The sequence below is a fragment of the Nocardia sp. CDC159 genome (genome assembly GCF_023740735.1).
Lineage (GTDB): Bacteria > Actinomycetota > Actinomycetes > Mycobacteriales > Mycobacteriaceae > Nocardia > Nocardia pulmonis.
In genome coordinates this window covers 207,770-227,431 of sequence record NZ_JAMRXH010000007.1, presented here as the reverse complement: position 1 = coordinate 227,431, position 19,662 = coordinate 207,770, and the positions used below count along the sequence as shown (strand labels likewise).

The window sequence follows — 19,662 nt, the reverse complement described above, 5'->3', positions numbered from 1 at the left end:
CCCGGGTAGGGTCTTCGGTCCGACCGCGGGATGTTTCAGATCACGGCGCGTTTTCGTACGGTGGAAACAGGACTGGACAACGAAGGGGGTCGGCGATGCTGCCGAACACTTGGTTCCGCTGGATCTCCACGCAGGGCGCGGCGCGGTACGCGATGCAGGCCTTCGCCCGGCGCGGAGATACGCTGTCCCAGTTGATGATCGGCCCGGCCGGTTATCAGAATCCGCTACCCCTGATCGAGGCGCTGCGCGCGCAGGGCCGACTGGTGTCCTCACCGATCGGCTGGGCCACCACCGATCACGAGCTGTGCCGCGGCATCCTGCGTGACAACCGCTGGGGCGTACGGGCTTTCGACGCGCTCAACATCCCCCGCCCGCTGCAGCGGCTGATGGAACGCCATCCGCTGCCGCCGAATCCGATCGAGCCGCCCTCGATGCTGGTGATCGACCCGCCCGACCACACCCGGATGCGCCGCCCGGTCGCCTCGGCGTTCACCCCGCGCGCCATCGGCCGCCTGCGCGAACGGGTCCAGATCGTCACCGACGAACTCATCGCCGCCCTGCCCTCGAACGGTTCGGCGGATCTGGTGGCCACCTACGCCTCTCAGGTGCCCATCGCGATCATCTCCGAAATCCTCGGCTTCCCCGACAGCAGCCGCCGCCGGTTCCTGGACTGGGGCGACGCCATGAGCCCGCTGCTGGACGTCGGCCTGCCCTGGCGCACCTATCGGCAGGCCGTGCACTCCATGCGCGTCATGGACACCTACCTCGACGATCACATCGCCCGGCTGCGCCGCGAACCGGGCGAGGACATCCTGTCCAGCCTGGTGGTGGCGGGCGAACTCGACGACCGCGAGCTGAAGGCCTCCGCGAGCCTGCTCATGGGCGCGGGCTTCGAGACCACGGTCAATCTGATCGGCAATGGCGTGGTCCAGTTGCTCGCCCACCCGCGGCAGCTGGCCCGGCTGCGCGAGGATCCGGAGCTGTGGCCCAACGCGGTCGAGGAGATCCTGCGTTTCGACGCGCCCGTGCAGAGCACCGCCCGGCAGGCGGTGGCCGAGGACATCGAGATCGCGGGCGTCACCGTGCGCAAGGGCAATACGGTCGTGCTGTCACTGGCCGGGGCCAATCGTGATCCGAAGGTCTTCGAGGATCCGAACCGCTTCGACGTCACCCGGGCCAACGCCAAGGACCATTTGACCTTCTCCACGGGAGTCCACATCTGCCTGGGCGCCAGTCTGGCTCGGATGGAGGGTGTGTACGCGCTGCGGTCGCTGTTCGAGCATTTCCCTGATCTGCAGCTGGCGGGTCGACCCGAACGCCGAGAGCTGTTCACGCTGCACGGCTACAGCAGTATGCCGGTGCTGCTCGGCCATCGCGCCAAGCAGCCGAGCACCGTCTGAGCCTCAGCTGAAGCCGACGATCCGATCGCCCCAGGCGGCGTGTAGGTCGTGGTCCGGGTCGTCCATCACCCGGTCGGTCGCATCGATGACCAGGGTGGTGCGGGTGGATTCCCGGTAGGGCGGCCAGTGCTTCGAGCCGTCCAGTGCCGCGGGCACGCCGTGTTCGGCGAAGGCCAGCCAGCGCCGCATCATCCGGCCCGACACCTCCATCGCGGCCTTGCGCCCGCCCAGCCAGAAGGTCGGATCGTGATTGATCGTGCCGAAATTGCCGAAGACATACGGTAATTCGGTGGCGTGGCCCGCACCGACCCGGGCCGCCTTCAGCATCGGGGTGGCCTGGTCGAAGCGGTACATCCAGGTGCGGGTGTGCCGGGAATGCGCATCGGCGACCCAGTGCGCGGGCATGCGGAAGGCCGCGTCGGTCGACATGGCCAGCGCCCCGCGCGGTTTCGCCAAATCCGGATACGCCGAGGTGATCTCGGCGATCCGCTCGGCCGACATGCCCGGATGCTCGGCGGCGACCGCGTTCAGCATGGCGTTCACGGCATCCGGGGTCACCGGCATGATCGGCGAGCGGAACAGCCGGAACAGCGAGGCCTCGTCGCGGTTGGTGCCGATGATCAGCGGTACCCGATGCGAGCGGCCCTGCTGGAACCGGTCGGCCGGATAGGTGGGCAGCAGGTCACCGTCGACCACCGGCGCGGCGGCCAGCCGACCCGGCGACTGCAACGGCACCTCGTCGAGCAGGATGCCCGCGGCGTCGACGATCCGCTCGATCGGGCACTCCAGCAGTTCCCGGGCCCGTTCCGGGGCCAGATCCATCAGCTCGAGGAAGCGGCGCGCGACACCGGCGGCCCGCTCGGGGCCGAAGACCGTGGTGGCGGGCGGGCTCTGGGCGATCGCGCGATGAAACAGCCCGGCCGCGCGCGGCGAGGTGAGCAGGGCCGTCACACAGCCCGCACCCGAGGATTCGCCGAAGACGGTGACATTGCCGGGGTCACCGCCGAAGGCAGCGATATTGTCGCGCACCCACTCCAGCGCGGCGATCTGGTCGTGCAGGCCGAGGTTGGGCACGAAGTCGGCGCCGAGAGAGGACAGATCGAGGAAGCCCAGCGCACCCAGCCGGTAGTTCACCCCGACCACCACGACCTCGCCGGTCTCGACGAGTTTGCGGCCGTCGTAGATTCCCTGCGCGGCCGTGCCGAGGCAGTATGCGCCGCCGTGCAGCCAGACCATGACCGGGCGGGGTTCGTCGGCGGTGCGGGCCGGTGCCCACACGTTCACCCACAGGCAGTCCTCGCCCATCCGCAGGCCGGAGTCGACCGGGACCATGGCGCCCATGCTCTGCGGGGCGATCTCGCCGAACTCGGTGCAGTCGCGCACGCCCTCCCAGGACCGCGGGGGCCGGGGCGGTGCGAAACGACGCGGACCGGCCGGTGCGGCGGCGTAGGGGATGCTGCGCCAGACATTGACGGTGCCCTCGCGCAGGCCGCGCACGTCACCGGCCGTGGTACGCGCGACCGGGGCCGCGACGGCAGCCTCGACGGCCGGGGCCGCCTCGAAGAACTGAGTGCTCATCTCGCACCTCCTCGTACTCCTGTAACGAGAGTACGTCCGCGATCATGTCCGACGGCTGCATCTCATCCGCGATCGATATGACCGAGGTCCCGGTCGGGATCGATGCGGTCGCGCACCCGCTGCTTGAGTACCGCGATTTCGGGGAAGCCACCGTCGGCTTTACGTTCCCAGATCTGGTCGCCGTCAATCGTGATGCGGAATACTCCCCCGCTGCCCGGGACCAGGGCGACCTCGGTCAGATCCGTGGCGAAGGTGCTCAGCAATTCCTGGGCCAGCCAACCCGCCCGCAGTAGCCAGCGGCATTGGGTGCAGTACTCGATTGCGACTCGTGGCATAGCGCGAAGACTACGGCTCCGCCGCTGTACCGAGCGCGAAAAATACGTTCAGCAAATCCCTCGCATCCGTCAGGGGTTCCTTCTGAATGGAACCGTAGAATTGTGAATTACCCAGATCAAGCCTTGTGACCATCCTCACCTCTCAGGTCACGATTCGATATCGCCGTCCACGTAGCGCCACGCCCCGCGGATACGCGCAAATCTGCTGCGTTCGTGCAGGATTCCTCGTTCGCGGCCGGTGCGGTAGTGCGCTCGGAACTCCACCTCGCCGGTGTCGTCGAAGGGGCCTCCCCGGGTGGTGTCCAGGATCTCCAGCAGCACCCAGCGCTGCCCCGAATCCAGCTCCAGCCGACGCGGCCGGGTACGCGGATGCCAGGAGTCCAGCAAATATTTGGTATCACCGACGGCGAAGGCCGTGTAGCGCGAGCGCATGAGCGTCTCGGCGGTCGGCGCGGGGCTGCTGCCGTCCAGGCGGGGCGCGCAGCAGGCGCCGAACCGCTCGCCGCTGCGGCACGGGCACGGATCGGTCTCGACGGGGTGAGTCATCGGATGATTATCGCGGGTACGGGCGGCCCGACGGACCGCCCGAGCCGCGCTCACGCGCCGAGCATCCGGATCAGCGTGAAGATGTTGACCATGGCGGCTGTCGAGTTCGCCAGTATCGACGACCCTGTGTCCAAGGTCTCGAGGGTGTCCACGAGGCAGCTCCTTCGATGTGAGGAATCCGGTCCAGTACCACCGCACACACACCGCTAACCGTGCGGCAGGTGCACGCTACTGCCGCGCACCCGCGCACATCGTCGAATTCACCGTCTCGATACCGGAATTCGATCCACCGGTGGCGAAAAGCCGGACAATGTCGGCTATTGCGACCGGGCAGTTCGCGCCGCGTCCAATTCCGCGATCAGGCGGACGGTTTCCTCGTACCAGCCGCGCAGTTCGACCAGCGTCGGCGGCAGCTCGTAGTCGTGATGATGGCCCGCCCGCGACAGCGTGGCCCACTGCGCCGCGATCCGGGCCGCGGTCGCCGGGCCGACGTAGGGCTCCAGCGCGAGCAGTTGCGCGCGCATGCTGCAGCGCGCCAGCGGCGGGGCCACCTGCGACCACAGCCGGTCGACGGCCTGTTCGACGGCGATGCGCAGCAGCCACACCGTCGCCCGCGACCACAGCCCGCCCGCATCGGTGACGGTACCGCGCAGCAGTTCGTCGGCCGCGGCGAGCCGCTCGGCGACGGTCGGCGTCACGGATTCAGCCACTTGACGAACTTCCTTGTGCCGGAGAGCAATTGCCCCACATCGCGATCGATGCGAATGTGCGCGCCCGCGGCGGCGTCGCGCAGCACCGCCCGCGCCCAGGCGGCCTCGCGATCCAGCAGCGCGTTCAAATCGTCGACCCGGTCGGGCTCGCCGAGCACCGCCAGCGACACCTTCTCCCAGGTGGTCCGCGCGGCGTCCACGCGGCGCTGCACCTCGCGGTGGTCGATGCCGTCGGAGAGCAGCGTGCGCCGCGCGCGAGCCAGCGCCGCCGCCTCGATGGCCGAGCGACAGCAGGTGATGACGAGTTCGGCGGCGATCGGCCGGGGCAGCTGCCGGGTGCGCAGCAGCGCGTTGGCATCGCTGAGGTAGCGGCGCACCGGATCCTCGGCGACGCGGATCTCGACCGTGGACCGTTCCCGCCGCTGCACATCGAGCACCGTCGCGTCCAGCCGCAACCGGCGCACCGCCTCGGCAAGCCGCTCGTCGTGGGTGAACACGACCACCTGGCGGCCGCTGCGCGCCGCGGCGGCGAGCACCCGGGCCAGGCCGTCCACCTTCGCGGGATCCATGGCCTGCACCGGATCGTCGATCATGACGAAGCCGAACGGGCTCTCGGGCACGGTGGCGCGCGGCAGGAACAGCGCCAGTCCCAGCGCGTGCAGCTCACCCTGGCTCATGACACCCAGCGCGGTGCCGCCGGTGTCGTCGACGGTGACATCGAGCAGCACCTTGCGACTGGCTCCGGCGTTGCCCTGCAACCGGATCGCGCCCAGGTCGACATTGCTCTGCTGGCGCAGCCCCCGCCAGATGCGGCGGGCATGGTCGGCCAGCGGGGCCATGCGCTGCTCGCGCAGACCCGCGGCGGCCGATTTGAGCCAATCCTCGGCCCGGCGCACGGTCCGCAGCTCCGGCTCGGTGGCGGCGGCCGCGGTGGCATCGCGCAGCCAGGCGGCGATGCGCGGCACCAGCGGCGTCCACACCGCGTCCAGACGATCCAATTCCTTTCGGGCCGAACGGCGTAGCGTCTCCAGGCCGCGCAGCGCGTCGGCGTGGGCGGTGCGCAGGCGGGCGGGCAGCGCGGCATGGTAGTGCTCGTTCGCCAGCGCGGCCCAGGCCGACCAGGTCCGGCGCGCCGGGCCGGTGTCGACATTGGGCACCGGCGGTGTCGGCGGATCGAGCTCCGGTGGCAGCGACTGGACCAGGGCGCGGGCTCGGTCGACGGCCCGCTCGAGGGCGACCCGCGCGGCGGTCAGCGCGGCGGCGCGATCGGTCAGGCGGGCGATCTGGCCGTCGGTATCTCGCCGCCACTGTGCGTCGAGGCCGCCCCGGCCGCAGACCGGGCAGGGGCAGTATCCGCCCGCGTCGACATGGTCGCGAGCGCGACGCAGCAGATCCAGTACGCGCAGTTCGGCTTCCATATCGCCGGTGCTGTGCGCGGCCAGATCCGCCGCGCACTTCACAATGTGGTCGGCCGCGGCGTCCACCTCGGCCGGTTCGGGCAGGCGCAGGCGCAGGATGGCCTCCAGCGCGGCCGCGCCGGTCGGATCGTGCCGCGCGCCGGCGAGTTCGCGGGCGATGGCGGGCAGATCCGGGTCGGGGGCGCGCAGCAGTTCCGACACGCGGGTGGCGCGTTCGTCGGCGACGGTCGACAGCGCGGTCAGCAGGGCGGCGCGCTCATCGCGGCAGGCCTTCACGGCCCGCTCCAGTTCCAGGCGGCGGGCACGGGTGCGGTCCTGGGCGGCGGTGAGGTCGTCCAGGCCGAGCAGCCGATGCAGCGCGTCGAACAGATCGCTGGGGCGCCCGTCGACCAGCGCGCCGAGCTCGCTGTAGGACAGGAACGGGCGATACAGCTCCAGATCCCGGGACCAGTCCGCGACTCGGAATTCGGTGGGCGGCTGGCCCTTGCGCCGCTGGGTCCAGCTGCCGCCGGACAGATCGTCCGCCGCACCCCATTCGCGGGTGATCGTCAGCGGCGCGTCCGATCCGGCGGTGGTGAGCTCGAGATCGATGCGGGCCACGCTGCCCTCGTGCAGATTTCGCCAGCCCTCCCGCCATACCGCGGAGCGCCCCTCCCAGCGGCGATTGACTCCGGTGAGGGCGAGTTCGGCGGCCTCGGCGAAACTGGACTTCCCAGAGCCGTTGCGGCCCACCACCAGGGTGAGTCCGGGACCCGGATTCAATCGCAGCGCCGCCTCGCGGCCGATGCCGCGGAAACCGCGAACCCGGATGGCGCTGACGAAGATTCCGCTGTGCCCCGGGCCCGAGCGCGGATCCGACTCGGCGCCGAGGGCCTCCAGCACGGTCCGAGCGACCTCCGGTGTGATCGACGGGTCGGCGTCCAGCCGGCGCGACACCAGTTCGGCCAGGCGCGGTGCGCCATCGTCCGGCGCTGCCCCCAAGTGCCACCCCCTCGCGTTCGATCACCACACGCTTCGAGTCGCAGCGGACTCGACGCCGTGCCGAACGCTACCGGATCGCGGGCGAATCCGCGCCTGCGCCAAGGTGTCCGGGGCGAACCGGCCCGGGCGGGACGTAATGGTCATCGATACGGTTGATCCGCCCGATGTCCACCCCTCGGCCGTCCCGGCCGGGCAGTTCCACGGTGTTCACCCGATCTCGGGTGGCTCGGATCAACCGAACAGGTCAGGATGCCAGAGTTGGCACGATAGGGCAATAGCGCTTGACGAGGGAATCCGGCGCTGCCGCACGACCTTTCGTCTCGCTACCGTTCAGCGAACGATGCCGCGGGCCACGAGACAGGCGCTGTCGGCACTCGGCGATGCCGCGCTGCTCGCTTGGGCGCACGCCTGCGGGTGCCGGTCCCGGCGACATCGCTGTGGCTCGTGGAACGCCGATCGCATAAGGTCCGACCTGCGGCGAACGCTTTTGTCGGTGGGGTGCGGTAGAAATCCGGTCAACCGAGAGAGGGGGCAGCGTGACGACATCTCAGGTGGGGGAACCCGGCACCTGGACCGCGCAGCAGGTCGCGGCGCTCGCGCCCGACGCCGCATCGCTCACGGCCGCGCGCAAACTGCGCGGCAGGTGGACCGCGACCGGGCGGCATTCGGACGCGCTGTGGGGGTTGTGCAAGGGCAGCGGGGCCAAGCCCTATCAGACCGTCGTCGATCTGTCCGGACCGGCCTACAAGTGCACGTGCCCGAGCCGGAAGTTTCCGTGCAAGCACGCATTGGGGCTGCTGCTGAGCTGGTCGGAGGGCGAGGTACCCGAGGCCGCGGCGATCGCCGACTTCGCCGCGGAGTGGCTCGCCGGACGCGCCGCGCGGGCCGCGAAAACGGCCGCGGCCGCACCCCGCACGCCCAGCGCCGCCACGGCCGAACAGCGCCGCGCGCGGGTCGGTGCGGGCCTGGCCGATCTCGACATCTGGCTCGGCGATCAGTGTCGCACCGGCCTCGCCCAGGCCGACCGCTCCTACCGGGCCCTGGAGGCGGTGGCCGCCCGCATGGTCGACGCCCAGGCCCCCGGTATCGCGAATGCGCTACGGCAACTTGCCCGCAATGTTGTGCTCCGCCCCGATTGGCCCACCCTGCTGCTGCGCGAATACGCCCGCCTGCATCTGCTGGCCACCGCGCACCGCCATCTCGACCGGCTTCCGCCCGACCTCGCGGCCCGCGTCCGCACCCATATCGGCTATCCGCTCACCGCCGAGACGGTCCGCGCCGACCAACCCCCGATCCGCGACAACTGGCTGGTGCTGGCCCGCCGCACCACCGAGGAGGATCGCCTCCACACCCGCCGCACCTGGTTGCTGGGCCGCGTCACCGGCCGCTGGGCCCTGATCGTGGACCACAGCTTCGGCGCACCGAGTTTCCCCGCCGAGGCGCCGACTCCCGGCTGGCAGCTCGACGCGGACCTGCACTTCTATCCCGGCTCCGCGCCGCTGCGCGCGCTGTGGGGTGAAAGATACGGCGCACCACAACCTTTCACTGCCCTGCCGCCCGTGGCGGCGGGCGAAATCGAGGCGGCGCTGGGCGAGCACGCGCGGGCGCTGGGGGACGATCCGTGGCTGCGGTCGTGGCCGGTGCTGCTGCGCGAGGTGATACCGGCGGCGGTGGAGGATCGGTGGTATGTGGCCGAGGCCGACGGGACGGCCCTGCCGCTGACGCGGTCGGCGGAGGCGCCGTGGGGGTTGTTCGGGTTGTCGGGTGGACACCCGGTCGCGCTGATCGGGGAGTGGACCGTGGACGGGCTCGTCCCGATCGCCGCCTTCGTCGCGAGCGAGGTGATCGATATCGAGTTCGAGGTGAGCGGCGGGGCGAGCGCGGAGGCGGCGGCCGAACTGGTGTCGGTGGCGCTGCTGGGCACGGCGCGGCGCAGCCTGGATCCGGCGGGGCTGCCCGCGCCGGTCGCCGCGGCCGTCGCGGGGGTCAGCGGCGATCCGGCCGAGGTGCTGCTCGAGACGGCGGCTGCCTGGGATCTGTTCGAGCGGGGTGGCGTATCACCCACTGTCGTCACGCTTCCCGAGGCGGCGCCGGAGGACGAGCGCCCGCTGCTGCCGCGGGCCGCCGCCGATCGGCTGGCCCGGCTGCTGAGCGAGGGATCGCCGTTTCTGGCGGAATGGTTCGAGGCCGCGACCCCGCGGGCGCATCGCGCACCCGATGCCCTGTGCGCCCTGCTGCTGGATCACGCGAAAACCCGGGCGGCACTGCGAGAACCGCTGCTGCGGCTGGCGGGAGCGCGGGGCCGGTGGCTGGCCGAGCGAAATCCGCAGTGGCGCAACCTGGTTCGCGCCGAATTCGACGATCCCACGGTCTGGTCGCACGGCCGCCCGGCCGAACGGCGCGCCTGGCTGGCGGCGCTGCGCGCGCGGGACCCGCAAGCCGCGCGCACGGCGTTGGCGCACAGCTGGAGCATCGAACCGGGCACGGCGCGCGCGGAGCTGCTGGCCGTCCTCGCCGACCGACTCACCCTCGACGACGAACCGCTGCTCGAATCCGCGCTCGACGATTCGCGGGCCGACGTCCGCCGCCTGACCGCGGATCTGCTGGCCCGGCTGCCCGAATCGGCCCTCGCCCGGCGCATGCGGCAGCGGGCCGCGCGGTGGATCGTCGTGCGGGACGGCGGCTTGGCGGTGGAGCTGCCGCGGACGCTCGACGACGCCGCCCGCCGCGACGGCCTCGCCGACCGCACCACCGATACGCCCTATCGCGTGGACGGCGCCCCCGATGTCGCCGCGGAATGGCTGCGTCGCCTGGTGGCCGCCACTCCCCTGTCGCATTGGGACGAGTTGTTCGGCACGCCCCAGCGGGCCATCGCCGTTCCCATGACCGAGCGGATGCTGGGCCCGATGTTCGCGGGCTGGGCCGACGCCGCCCGCGCCCAGCGCGATTCCCGCTGGGCGGCGGTGCTTTTCGAGGTACTCACCGCGACGCCGACGCTCGGGGCCGATCTCGAGACGCGCCGCGAGCTGTTCGCCCTGCTTCCGCTCGACGACCGGGTGGAGCGCCTGCGCCGGTTGGACGCGAGCTGGCTCGCCGAGGTGGAACTGCTCGTCGCGGCGGTGCCGCGGCCGTGGCCGGCGGCCCTGGCCGAGCATGTGACCGGGCTGCTGTTCGACCGCGCACAGCTGGCGGCGGCCCGGCCCGGCGCGCCCGGACTCTCCCCCGCCTCCTATCGCACCCTGTTCCACGCGGCGGCGCTGAACTTCCCGGTCGACGCGGCCGCCGCCGTCTGGCGCACCGCCCGGCGGTGCCCGGATCCCTACTGGCAGAACGCCTTCGACCAACTCGCCAACGACCTGTCCGAACGCACCACGATGCTCGAGGAGCTGCAGTGACCACGACCGAGACCCCACGCGACGAGCTGCTGCGCCCGCACGCCGAACAGGCCTTCGCCGACGAGTTGCGCGCGCTCGAAGCCGTCGACGACCGTCCCCGGCCGCCGTCGTGGCGGCTGTCGCCGTGGGCGGTGGTGACCTATCTGCTCGGCGGCACCCTGTCCGACGGCACCGTCGTCTCGCCCAAGTACGTCGGGCCGCGCCGCCTGATGGAGGTGGCGGTCGCCACGCTGGCGACCGATCGGGCGCTGCTGCTGCTCGGCGTGCCCGGCACGGCCAAGACCTGGGTGTCGGAACATCTTTCGGCCGCCATCTGCGGCACCTCGACGCTGCTGGTGCAGGGCACCTCCGGCACGGCGGAGGAGGCGATCCGCTACGGCTGGAACTACGCGCGCCTGCTCGCCGAGGGGCCGAGCGAGGGCGCACTGGTGCCGTCGCCGGTCATGACGGCCATGCGGGCCGGGTCGATCGCGCGGGTGGAGGAGCTCACCCGCATCCCCTCCGATGTGCAGGACGCGCTGATCACCATCCTGTCGGAGAAGACCCTGCCGGTCGCCGAGCTCGGCCGAGAGGTGCAGGCGGCCAAGGGTTTCAATGTGATCGCCACCGCCAACGACCGCGACCGCGGGGTCAACGAGCTGTCCTCGGCGCTGCGCCGCCGGTTCAACACCGTCGTGCTGCCGCTGCCCGCCGACGAGGACGAGGAGGTCGCGATCGTCACCCGCCGGGTCGAACAGCTCGGCGCCGCACTGGAATTGCCGACCGTGCCCGCCGCCGCGGAGGAGGTGCGCCGGGTGGTGCGGGTGTTCCGGGAGCTGCGTTCCGGCATGACCGCCGACGGCCGCACCAAACTGAAGTCGCCCTCGGGCACGCTGTCCACCGCGGAGGCGATCTCGGTGATCACCAACGGCCTTGCCCTCTCGGCGCATTTCGGCGACGGTGTACTGCGCGCCGCCGATGTGGCCGGTGCGGTCCTGGGCGCGGTCGTCAAGGATCCGGTGGCCGATGCCGTCGTGTGGACCGAATACCTCGAGGCCGTGGTCCGGGAACGCCCCGACTGGTCCGACTTCTACCGCGCCTGCCGCGAGGTACAGCCATGAGCCCGGCCTCGACCGCCGCGCGGCACACCGGCGAGGCTGCCACGGAAGTCGCTTCGGGAGCGACCGCCCCGACCCGCGTCTTCGGCATCCGCCACCACGGTCCCGGTTCGGCCCGCTCGCTTCGATTGGCGCTGGAGCGGTTTCGCCCCGACACGATCCTGATCGAGGGCCCCGCCGACGCCGATCCACTGGTCGCCTTCGTCGCCTCGGCCGAGCTCTGCCCGCCGGTGGCCCTGCTGGCCTACGTCCCGGATTCACCGTCGCGCGCGGCATTCTGGCCCTTCGCCGTCTTCTCCCCCGAATGGCAGGCCCTGCGCTACGCGGTGGAAAACGATGTCCCCGTCCGCTTCTGCGACCTTCCCGCCACCCACACCCTCGCCCTCGACACCGACCCCGGCGATCGCACCGACCCCCTCGCCGCCCTCGCCGAGGCGGCTGGCTACGACGACCCCGAACGCTGGTGGGACGCGATCATCGAATCCGCCGCCGACGCCGATATCTTCGACGCCGTCACCGAGGCCATGTCCGCCCTCCGCGAAAGCCTCCCCTCACCACCCGCGGACACCGACCACGGTTCGCGGACCAAGCCGCACACGTTTGCCGATCACCACGAAGTGTCACCGGCGGGGGGCGGGGACGCGGGGGTGGAGGGGACTCCGGTCGACCAGCACACGCTGCGGCGGGAGGCGTATATGCGGCAGGTGCTGCGGAAGGTGTTGAAGGACGGGGCCACTCGGGTGGCCGTTGTCTGTGGTGCCTGGCATGCGCCTGCCCTGAGCGGGAAGTTGGGGCCCGCGGCGGCGGATGCGCGGCTGCTGAAGGGGATGCCGAAGGTCAAGGCCACGTTGACCTGGGTGCCGTGGACGCATTCACGGCTGGCGGGGTCGTCGGGATATGGCGCGGGGGTCACCTCGCCGGGCTGGTATCACCATCTGTTCACTCGCACCGAACAGCCGATCGCGCGGTGGCTCACCAAGGTGGCGACCACCCTGCGGGCCCACGATTTGCCGGTGTCGAGTGCCCACATCATCGAATCCGTCCGGCTCGCGGAGACTCTCGCGGCCCTGCGCGGCCGTCCGCTGCCGGGATTGTCGGAGGTCACCGACGCCACCCGCGCGGTGCTGTGCGAGGGTGACGAGACAATGCTGCGGCTGATCACCGCCGAGCTGGTGATCGGCGAGGCGCTCGGCACGGTCCCCGACGACACCCCGACCGTTCCCCTGGACGCGGACCTGCGCGCCCAGGCGCGCTCGCTGCGGCTCAAACAGCAGGCCCTCGCGCAGCAACTCGACCTGGATCTGCGCAAGGAGCGCGATGTGGCGCGTTCACATCTGCTGCACCGGCTCCATCTGCTCGACATTCATTGGGGCACCCGGACCGAGGGCGAGGTCCGCAATACCGGCACCTTCCGCGAATCGTGGACGCTGCGCTGGGAGCCGGAGTTGTCGGTCGCCGTCGTCGAGGCATCCCGCTGGGGCACCACCATTCGCACCGCCGCCGAGGCGAAGATCCTCGACACCGCCGCCGCCGACACCACGATCGGCGAACTGAGCGGCGCGCTGGAGGCGGCGCTGCTCGCCGATCTGCGCGATGCGGTCGCGGGACTGGTGCGCCGCCTGGAGACCGTCGCCGCCCTCGATCACGACGTCACTCATCTGCTGACGGCCCTGCCCGGGCTCGTCCGCACCCTGCGCTACGGCGACGTCCGCGGCACCGACCTCGGTGCGCTCGCCCATGTCGCCGACGGCCTGCTCATCCGCATCTGCGCCGGATTGCCCAGCGCCGTAACAGGTCTGGACGCCGAATCCGCCGCCGCGCTGCGCACCCTGCTCGACGCCGCCCACCTCGCCGTGGCGACCCGCGACAACGCCTGGGCGACCGACACCTGGCTGAGCGCGCTGCGCACCCTCGCCGACCGCGACGACGTACACGGCGCCCTGGTCGGCCGCGCGGTCCGGCTGCTGTGCGACGCCGGGATCATCGACGGTCCGGAATCCGCCCGCCGCCTCGCGGCCGCCCTGTCGATCGGCCACACCCCCGCGGAAAAGGCCGCCTGGATCGACGGCTTCATCGGCGGCCGCGGCCTCCTCCTGGTCCACGACCGGGAACTGTTGCGCCTCATCGACACCTGGCTCCGCGACCTCGACGAGGACCAGTTCACCGCCACCCTCCCCCTCCTCCGCCGCACCTTCGGCACCTTCGAATCCGGCGAACGCCAAGCCATCGCCCAATCCCTCGGCCGCAATCACACCGCCCCCCACCCCACCGCGGCCCTCGACACCACCCGAGGCACAACAGCCCTCCACGCCCTCACCCAAATCCTGGCGGTCGCCCAATGACCCGGCACCGCATCACCCATGTCCCGCGCGCCGACAGGCCACTCACCCACACCGTCACCGGCCTCGAACCCACCCACGGCGCGACGGCACAACACGCTTTCACCGAAAGCCCGGCGCTGGCACGACGATCCTGCGCCACGCCACCCATGGCCCGCGCGGCGACGATCGCTGTTCCACCCGCCACGGACCTCGACGCCATCCGCGGCACAGCGGCTCCGCACAACCTCACCGAAACCCTGGCGGTCGCCCGATGATCCGGCCCGAGCGCCCAGCACCCGTGGTCCACGCGGCGACGGGCCACTCTCCCACCCCCTGGACGAACCCGCACAGGGCGCTCCCGATGCGGCACGGCCAGCTCGTACCGGCCGAATTCCCCTGCGGCAAGGTCGCAGTCGGCACGATCGATCGGAGGAAGCCATGAGTACACAGGCACGGCGGTGGCGGCTGGTGCTGGGTGCGCCTGCCGAGGGGGGCCTCGGTGGGTTGTCGAGTGCCGAGGATGTGGCCATGGATCGGGCGCTGGCGGCGCTGTACAACGCCGATGAGCAGGCGGCGGGGGAGAAGCGGGGCGGTGGGCTCGGGGGGTCGGCGCCGAAGGTGGCGCGGTGGCTCGGGGATATTCGGACGTATTTTCCGTCGAGCGTGGTCGAGGTGATGCAGCGCGATGCGGTGGAGCGGCTGAATCTGACCCAGTTGCTGCTGGAGCCGGAGTTGCTCGAGGCCGTCGAGCCCGATGTGCATCTGGTCGGGACGCTTTTGAGTTTGAATCGGGTGATGCCCGAGACCACCCGGGCCGCGGCGCGGTCGGTGGTGGAGAAGGTGGTGCGCGAGATCGAGCGGCGGCTCGCGGCACGGACGGTCGCCGCGGTGTCGGGCGCGTTGAATCGGGCCGCGCGGGTCACCCGGCCGCGGCTGCGTGATATCGACTGGGATCGCACGATCCGCCGCAATCTCGCGCACTATCTGCCCGAGCACCGCACGGTGGTACCGCAGCGGCTGGTCGGCTACGGGCGCCGTGCCCAGGCCGTGCGCCGCGATGTGGTGCTGGCCATCGACCAGTCCGGTTCGATGGCATCCAGCGTGGTCTACGCCTCGGTATTCGGCGCGGTGCTGGCGTCGATGCGGTCGCTGCGGACCTCGCTGGTCGTATTCGACACGGCCGTCGTCGATCTCACCGAGCGGCTCGCCGATCCGGTGGACGTGCTGTTCGGCACGCAGCTGGGCGGCGGCACGGACATCAACCGGGCCATCGCCTACTGCCAGCAGCTGATCATTCGCCCGGCCGACACGCTCTTCGTGCTGATCTCGGATCTGTACGAGGGCGGCATCCGCGCGGAGATGCTGCGCCGCGTCGCGATCATGAAGGAGTCGGGGGTGCAGGTGCTGGTGCTGCTGGCGCTGTCCGACGACGGCGCCCCGGCCTACGACCACGACAATGCCGCGGCGCTGGCGGCGCTGGGAGTGCCCGCCTTCGCGTGCACTCCCGACCGCTTCCCGGAGCTGTTGGCCGTCGCCCTGGATCGGGGCGACGTCCGCGCCTGGGCCAACGCCCACGGCGGACGGAGCTAGCTAGGCTAGCTACCGAAGAGCTCGGCCAGCCCGAGCAGGCTGGTGACGATATTCAGCATCAGGCTCAGCGCCTGCAGAATCTCCATGTCCTACCCTTTCGACCGCTGCGAACCGAAACCGGGCAAACCACGACAGCGCCCGGATCCTATCGCGCGCGGACGGGAGGATCAGAGATCTGCGATCGCCGCCAGCGGTGGCGTCCGCGCCGCCCGGACGCCGGGCCACACCGCGGCGAGCACGCCGACCACCCCGGAGCCGACGAGCATCAGCGCGATCTGCGACCAGGGCACCGCGATCTGATCGATTCCCAGATCCCGTAGTGTGCGCAGGAATCCGACGCCCAGCGACAGCCCGAGCACCACGCCGACCACCGCGCCGAAGACCGCGATCAACATCGACTCCAGGTAGATCGACCGCCGGACCTGCGGCCGCTGCATGCCGACGGCCCGCAGCATGCCGATCTCGCGCCGCCGCTCCACCACCGACAGCGCCAGGGTGTTGACGATGCCCAGGACCGCGATCACCACGGCCAGAGCAAGCAGCCCGTACAGGATGGCCAGCATGGTGTTGATCTGCTGGCCCTGAGTTCCCTTGAACTGCTCGTGATCCTGCACCTGCACGATCGCGAACTGCTCGGTGGCCTTCTCCAGATTCGTGCGCAGGGCGCCCAGATCGGTCCCGGGCTTCGCCGTGACCAGCACCACGAGGTCGGTGCGCAGCGCGACCGGGGTAACCCGCTCGTAGACGGCCTGCGGGATGACGAGATTGCCGAGCAGCTGGGTGTCCTTGTAGACACCCGAGACGGTCAGCGCGATCTTCTTGTTGTCCATACTGGCCAGCTCGACCCGCTGGCCCACCCGCCAGCCCCGCTTGTCGGCCTCGCTCTGCGACACCAGCAGATCGTCGTCGCCGAGGGTCCGCGAGCCCTGGCGCAGTTCGTAATTCAGCACGGCGTCGATCGGGCCGTCGTGCGAGGCCGCGCCGACCGAGTCGTTTCCGACCTTCAGGCTGGTGCCCCGGATGGCGACCACATCCTGCACTCCCGCAACGGATTTCACCGCCGCACCGGCGGCCACCGGAACCCCGATGAAGCTGCCGGGCGGCCCGGCCAGGATGTAGTCCGCCTTGACGCCCCTGTCCACCAGCTCACCGATGCTGGCCTTGGCCGAGGCGCCCAGCATGCCGATCGCCGACACCAGCATCAGGCCCAGGGTCAGTGCGAAGGCCGTGGCGGCGGTGCGGCGCGGATTGCGCACCGCGTTGTTGCGCGCCATCCGGCCGATCGGCCCGAGCGCGGCGACGGGCACACCGAGCGTGCCCACCACCGGGCGCGACAACCACGGCGAGACCAGCAGCACCGCCAATATCAGTGCGCCCGCGCCGATTCCGACGGTCCGCGCGGCGTCGCCGCCGGTGGACTGCGCGCCCAGCACCGCGAGCACGACGCCCGCGACCGCCAGCACCGCGCCGACGATCGTGCGGACCCGCAGCGATTCACCCACCGAGGCGAACTCCTCGCGCATCGCCTCCACCGGCGGAATGCGGGCCGCCCGGCGCGCGGGTGCGTAGGCGCTGAGCACCGTCACCAGCACGCCCATACCCAGCGCCACCAGTACCGTGCGCGGCCGCACCGACATGGCCCCGGTGGGCAGGCCCAGATCGAACGCGTTGAGCAGCCCGGACAGTCCGAAGGCCAGCGCGACACCCGCCGCCAGACCCACCGCGCTGCCGAGCAGTCCGACGACCAGCGCCTCGGACACCACCGAGAGGCCGACCTGCCGACGGCTCGCACCGACCGCACGCAGCAGCGCCAGCTCCCGCAGCCGTTGCGCGACGATCATCGAGAAGGTGTTGTAGATGATGAACGTGCCCACCAGCAGCGCGATCGCGCCGAAGGCCAGCAGGAAGTAGTTCACGAACTTCAGCGCATTGCCCACCTGGGCCTTCATGTCCTCGCGAACCTGCGCGCCGTTCTGCACCTTGAAGTCCGGCAGGGCCTTGGCGATTCGGTCGCGCAGCGCGCCGACCGCGACTCCCGGCGCGGCCGCGACATCCACATAGGCCACATGGTGGCCGTCGGCGAACAGCTCGCGCGCCTGTTGATCGCTGAACAGCACACCGATGAAACCGCCCGTGTCCGAGGGGGCCTCGTAGATCCCGGTGACGGTGACGTCGTAGGTGCTGCGGGACGGGATCAGCACCTTCACCTTGTCGCCGACCCGCAGCCCCGCGCGCTTGGCGCCGCTGGTGTTGATCGCGATCTCGCCGGGCCGCACCGGCGCCGCACCGGCGGTGAACTTCTGCGGCTCGGCGATCGCACGCTCGGGCGGTAGATAGGACTGCCCCCAGCTCGGCGCGCCGCCGGTCTGCACGGCGCGACCGTCCTTGACCAGCACCACGGGTCCGTTCACGCCCGGCGCGACGGCCCGCACCCCCTCGACGCCGGATACGACCTGCACCGCCGACAGCGGAACGCCCAGCGATTGCCGCTCCTTCGGGCTCACCCGCACGTCCACGCCCTTGGCCTGTTCGGCGAAGATACCGTCGAAGGTGCGCTGCAGGGTGTCGGTGAAGACGAAGGATCCGGCGATGAAGGCGGTGCCGAGGATCACCGACAGCAGCGTCAGCGCCAGACGCACCTTGTGGGCCGCGAGGTTGCGCAGTGCGACCCTGCGCATCGGGCTGCCGGACATCAGAGATTCTCCAGCGACTTCATCCGATCCAGCACGGAATCGGCCGTGGGATCGCGCATTTCGTCGACGATGCGTCCGTCGGCCAGGAACACCACCCGGTCGGCGTAGGAGGCGGCGTGCGGTTCGTGGGTGACGATGACCACGGTCTGGCCGAATTCGTCCACCGCCGCGCGCAGGATCGACAGCACCTCCCCGGAGGAGCGGGAGTCCAGGTTGCCGGTCGGCTCGTCGCCGAAGACGATGTCCGGCTTACCCGACAGCGCCCGCGCGCACGCCACCCGCTGCTGCTGACCACCGGACAGCTCACTGGGTCGATGGCCGAGCCGGTCGCCGAGGCCGAGCCGCTTGATGACGGTGTCCAGCCACTCCTGGTCGGGCTTGCGGCCCGCGATGTCCAGCGGCAGCGTGATGTTCTCCAGCGCGGTGAGCGTCGGCACCAGGTTGAACGCCTGGAAGACGAAACCGATGCGGTCGCGGCGCAGGCGCGTCATCTGCTTGTCCGACAGCCGGGTCAGATCGGTGTCACCGATGTGCACGGTGCCGGAGGTGGCCGAGTCCAGCCCCGCCAGGCAGTGCATGAGCGTGGATTTGCCGGACCCGGACGGGCCCATGATGGCGGTGAACTCGCCCTGGGCGAACTCCGCCGACACCCCGTCCAGCGCTCGGACCTGGGTGTCTCCCGATCCATACAGCTTGACCAGGTCGGTGGCGCGGGCCGCGAGCGCGGCCGCCGTGGATGCGGTGGGTTCGGTGCCTAGGGCATCGGCAGTCATGCACTCCAGTGTTGCGGGACCCCTACCGTTGCGCCATCGGGAATTTCCCGGAAGACCCGGAACCGAAGCCGGTTCCGCCGCTGCGCCTATCCTCGTAGCCATGCTGTTGCCGGTCGTGACGCTGCTGTCCGCTGCCGTCGTGGCGGTGCTGGTCCGGCGCGGCACCCTGCCCGCCGTCGGTGCCGCGGTGCTGGTCGTGCTGGCCGCGGTCGTCGCCGAACTGACCGACAGCGTCCTCGACGGCGACGGCACCACCCGCATCGATCCCGCCGCGATGAACTGGGTGCTCCCCCGCCGCGACGACTGGCTGACCTCGGTCGCCAAGGTGATCACGGATATGGGGTCGCCGACCGCCATGACGGCGCTGACCCTGGCCGCCTGTGCCTGGTTCGCGTGGCGGCGCGACTGGCCCCGGCTGATATTCCTCGCCGTCACGGCCGCCGGATCCGCGGTGATCGGCACGACCGTGAAACCGCTGGTGGGCCGCCAGCGGCCGCCGGTGACCGATCAGCTGGTGGTGTTCACCAACCAGTCCTTCCCCTCCGGACACGCCCTCGGATCGACCGTGGTCGTGGGCGCGCTGACCGTCCTGGCGGCCCTGTCCCTGCAGCGCCGCGCGGCCAGGCTCGCCCTGAGCCTCGTCGCGATCATCTTCGTTGTCGCCGTGGGCCTTTCGCGCGTCTACCTCGGCGTGCACTGGCTCACCGATGTGCTGGGCGGCTGGGCCATCGGCCTGCTCTGGCTGGGTATCTGCCTGACCGGCTACACCCGGCTCCGGCCGACCATCCCCTCCGAACCCCAACCGGCATGACCGGCGCCGCAACG

Annotated in this window: 14 protein-coding genes; 7 read left to right on the top strand and 7 right to left on the bottom strand. The window is 71.0% G+C overall.

The window, feature by feature from the left end:
* The first annotated feature begins 95 nt into the window (after positions 1 to 95).
* Positions 96 to 1,400 carry a cytochrome P450 gene (locus tag NDR87_RS18080; RefSeq protein WP_251913999.1) on the top strand — a complete coding sequence of 435 codons (1,305 nt, stop codon included), beginning with the start codon at positions 96 to 98 and terminating at the stop codon, positions 1,398 to 1,400.
* A 3-nt stretch (positions 1,401 to 1,403) separates the two neighbouring features.
* On the opposite strand, the gene NDR87_RS18075 is transcribed toward NDR87_RS18080, so the two are convergent.
* The 5 genes from NDR87_RS18075 to NDR87_RS18055 all read right to left on the bottom strand — a co-directional run bounded on the left by NDR87_RS18075 (position 1,404) and on the right by NDR87_RS18055 (position 6,968).
* Positions 1,404 to 2,978, bottom strand: a complete 1,575-nt coding sequence (locus NDR87_RS18075; RefSeq protein WP_251914000.1) for a carboxylesterase/lipase family protein — start codon at positions 2,976 to 2,978, stop codon at positions 1,404 to 1,406.
* Between the two features lie 62 nt (positions 2,979 to 3,040).
* A complete protein-coding gene (locus NDR87_RS18070; protein WP_251914001.1) occupies positions 3,041 to 3,313 on the bottom strand; it encodes a SelT/SelW/SelH family protein in 273 nt (90 codons plus the stop codon).
* 147 nt (positions 3,314 to 3,460) lie between these two features.
* Positions 3,461 to 3,859, bottom strand: a complete 399-nt coding sequence (locus tag NDR87_RS18065; protein ID WP_251914002.1) for a YchJ family protein — start codon at positions 3,857 to 3,859, stop codon at positions 3,461 to 3,463.
* 317 nt (positions 3,860 to 4,176) lie between these two features.
* Positions 4,177 to 4,569 (bottom strand): hypothetical protein, encoded by a 393-nt coding sequence (locus tag NDR87_RS18060; RefSeq protein WP_251914003.1) that lies wholly within the window; start codon positions 4,567 to 4,569, stop codon positions 4,177 to 4,179.
* Positions 4,554 to 6,968 carry an AAA family ATPase gene (locus tag NDR87_RS18055; RefSeq protein ID WP_251914004.1) on the bottom strand — a complete coding sequence of 805 codons (2,415 nt, stop codon included), beginning with the start codon at positions 6,966 to 6,968 and terminating at the stop codon, positions 4,554 to 4,556. The genes NDR87_RS18060 and NDR87_RS18055 overlap by 16 nt, the downstream gene beginning before the upstream one ends.
* Before the next feature lie 536 nt (positions 6,969 to 7,504).
* Here NDR87_RS18055 and NDR87_RS18050 point away from each other — a divergent pair.
* The 5 genes from NDR87_RS18050 (at position 7,505) to NDR87_RS18030 (ending at position 15,371) form a co-directional block, all read left to right on the top strand.
* The gene (locus NDR87_RS18050; RefSeq protein ID WP_251914005.1) at positions 7,505 to 10,363 is read left to right on the top strand and encodes an SWIM zinc finger family protein; all 2,859 of its coding nucleotides are present in this window, start codon (positions 7,505 to 7,507) and stop codon (positions 10,361 to 10,363) included.
* A complete protein-coding gene (locus NDR87_RS18045; RefSeq protein WP_251914006.1) occupies positions 10,360 to 11,463 on the top strand; it encodes an AAA family ATPase in 1,104 nt (367 codons plus the stop codon). The genes NDR87_RS18050 and NDR87_RS18045 overlap by 4 nt, the downstream gene beginning before the upstream one ends.
* Entirely contained in the window at positions 11,460 to 13,802 is a 2,343-nt protein-coding gene (locus NDR87_RS18040; RefSeq protein ID WP_251914007.1) for a DUF5682 family protein, read from the top strand. Before NDR87_RS18045 ends, NDR87_RS18040 begins: the two co-directional genes overlap by 4 nt.
* Positions 13,799 to 14,056 carry a hypothetical protein gene (locus tag NDR87_RS18035; RefSeq protein WP_251914008.1) on the top strand — a complete coding sequence of 86 codons (258 nt, stop codon included), beginning with the start codon at positions 13,799 to 13,801 and terminating at the stop codon, positions 14,054 to 14,056. The genes NDR87_RS18040 and NDR87_RS18035 overlap by 4 nt, the downstream gene beginning before the upstream one ends.
* A gap of 163 nt (positions 14,057 to 14,219) precedes the next feature.
* Positions 14,220 to 15,371: a VWA domain-containing protein gene (locus NDR87_RS18030; protein ID WP_251914009.1), complete on the top strand. Its 1,152-nt coding sequence runs from the start codon at positions 14,220 to 14,222 to the stop codon at positions 15,369 to 15,371.
* A gap of 167 nt (positions 15,372 to 15,538) precedes the next feature.
* On the opposite strand, the gene NDR87_RS18025 is transcribed toward NDR87_RS18030, so the two are convergent.
* A complete protein-coding gene (locus NDR87_RS18025; RefSeq protein ID WP_251914010.1) occupies positions 15,539 to 18,064 on the bottom strand; it encodes an ABC transporter permease in 2,526 nt (841 codons plus the stop codon).
* Positions 18,064 to 18,837, bottom strand: coding sequence for an ABC transporter ATP-binding protein (locus tag NDR87_RS18020; protein WP_251914011.1), 774 nt, complete (start codon positions 18,835 to 18,837; stop codon positions 18,064 to 18,066). The genes NDR87_RS18025 and NDR87_RS18020 overlap by 1 nt, the downstream gene beginning before the upstream one ends.
* A gap of 100 nt (positions 18,838 to 18,937) precedes the next feature.
* Between NDR87_RS18020 and NDR87_RS18015 the strand changes: the two genes are divergently transcribed.
* A complete protein-coding gene (locus tag NDR87_RS18015) occupies positions 18,938 to 19,648 on the top strand; it encodes a phosphatase PAP2 family protein (protein ID WP_251914012.1) in 711 nt (236 codons plus the stop codon).
* Positions 19,649 to 19,662 lie beyond the last annotated feature (14 nt).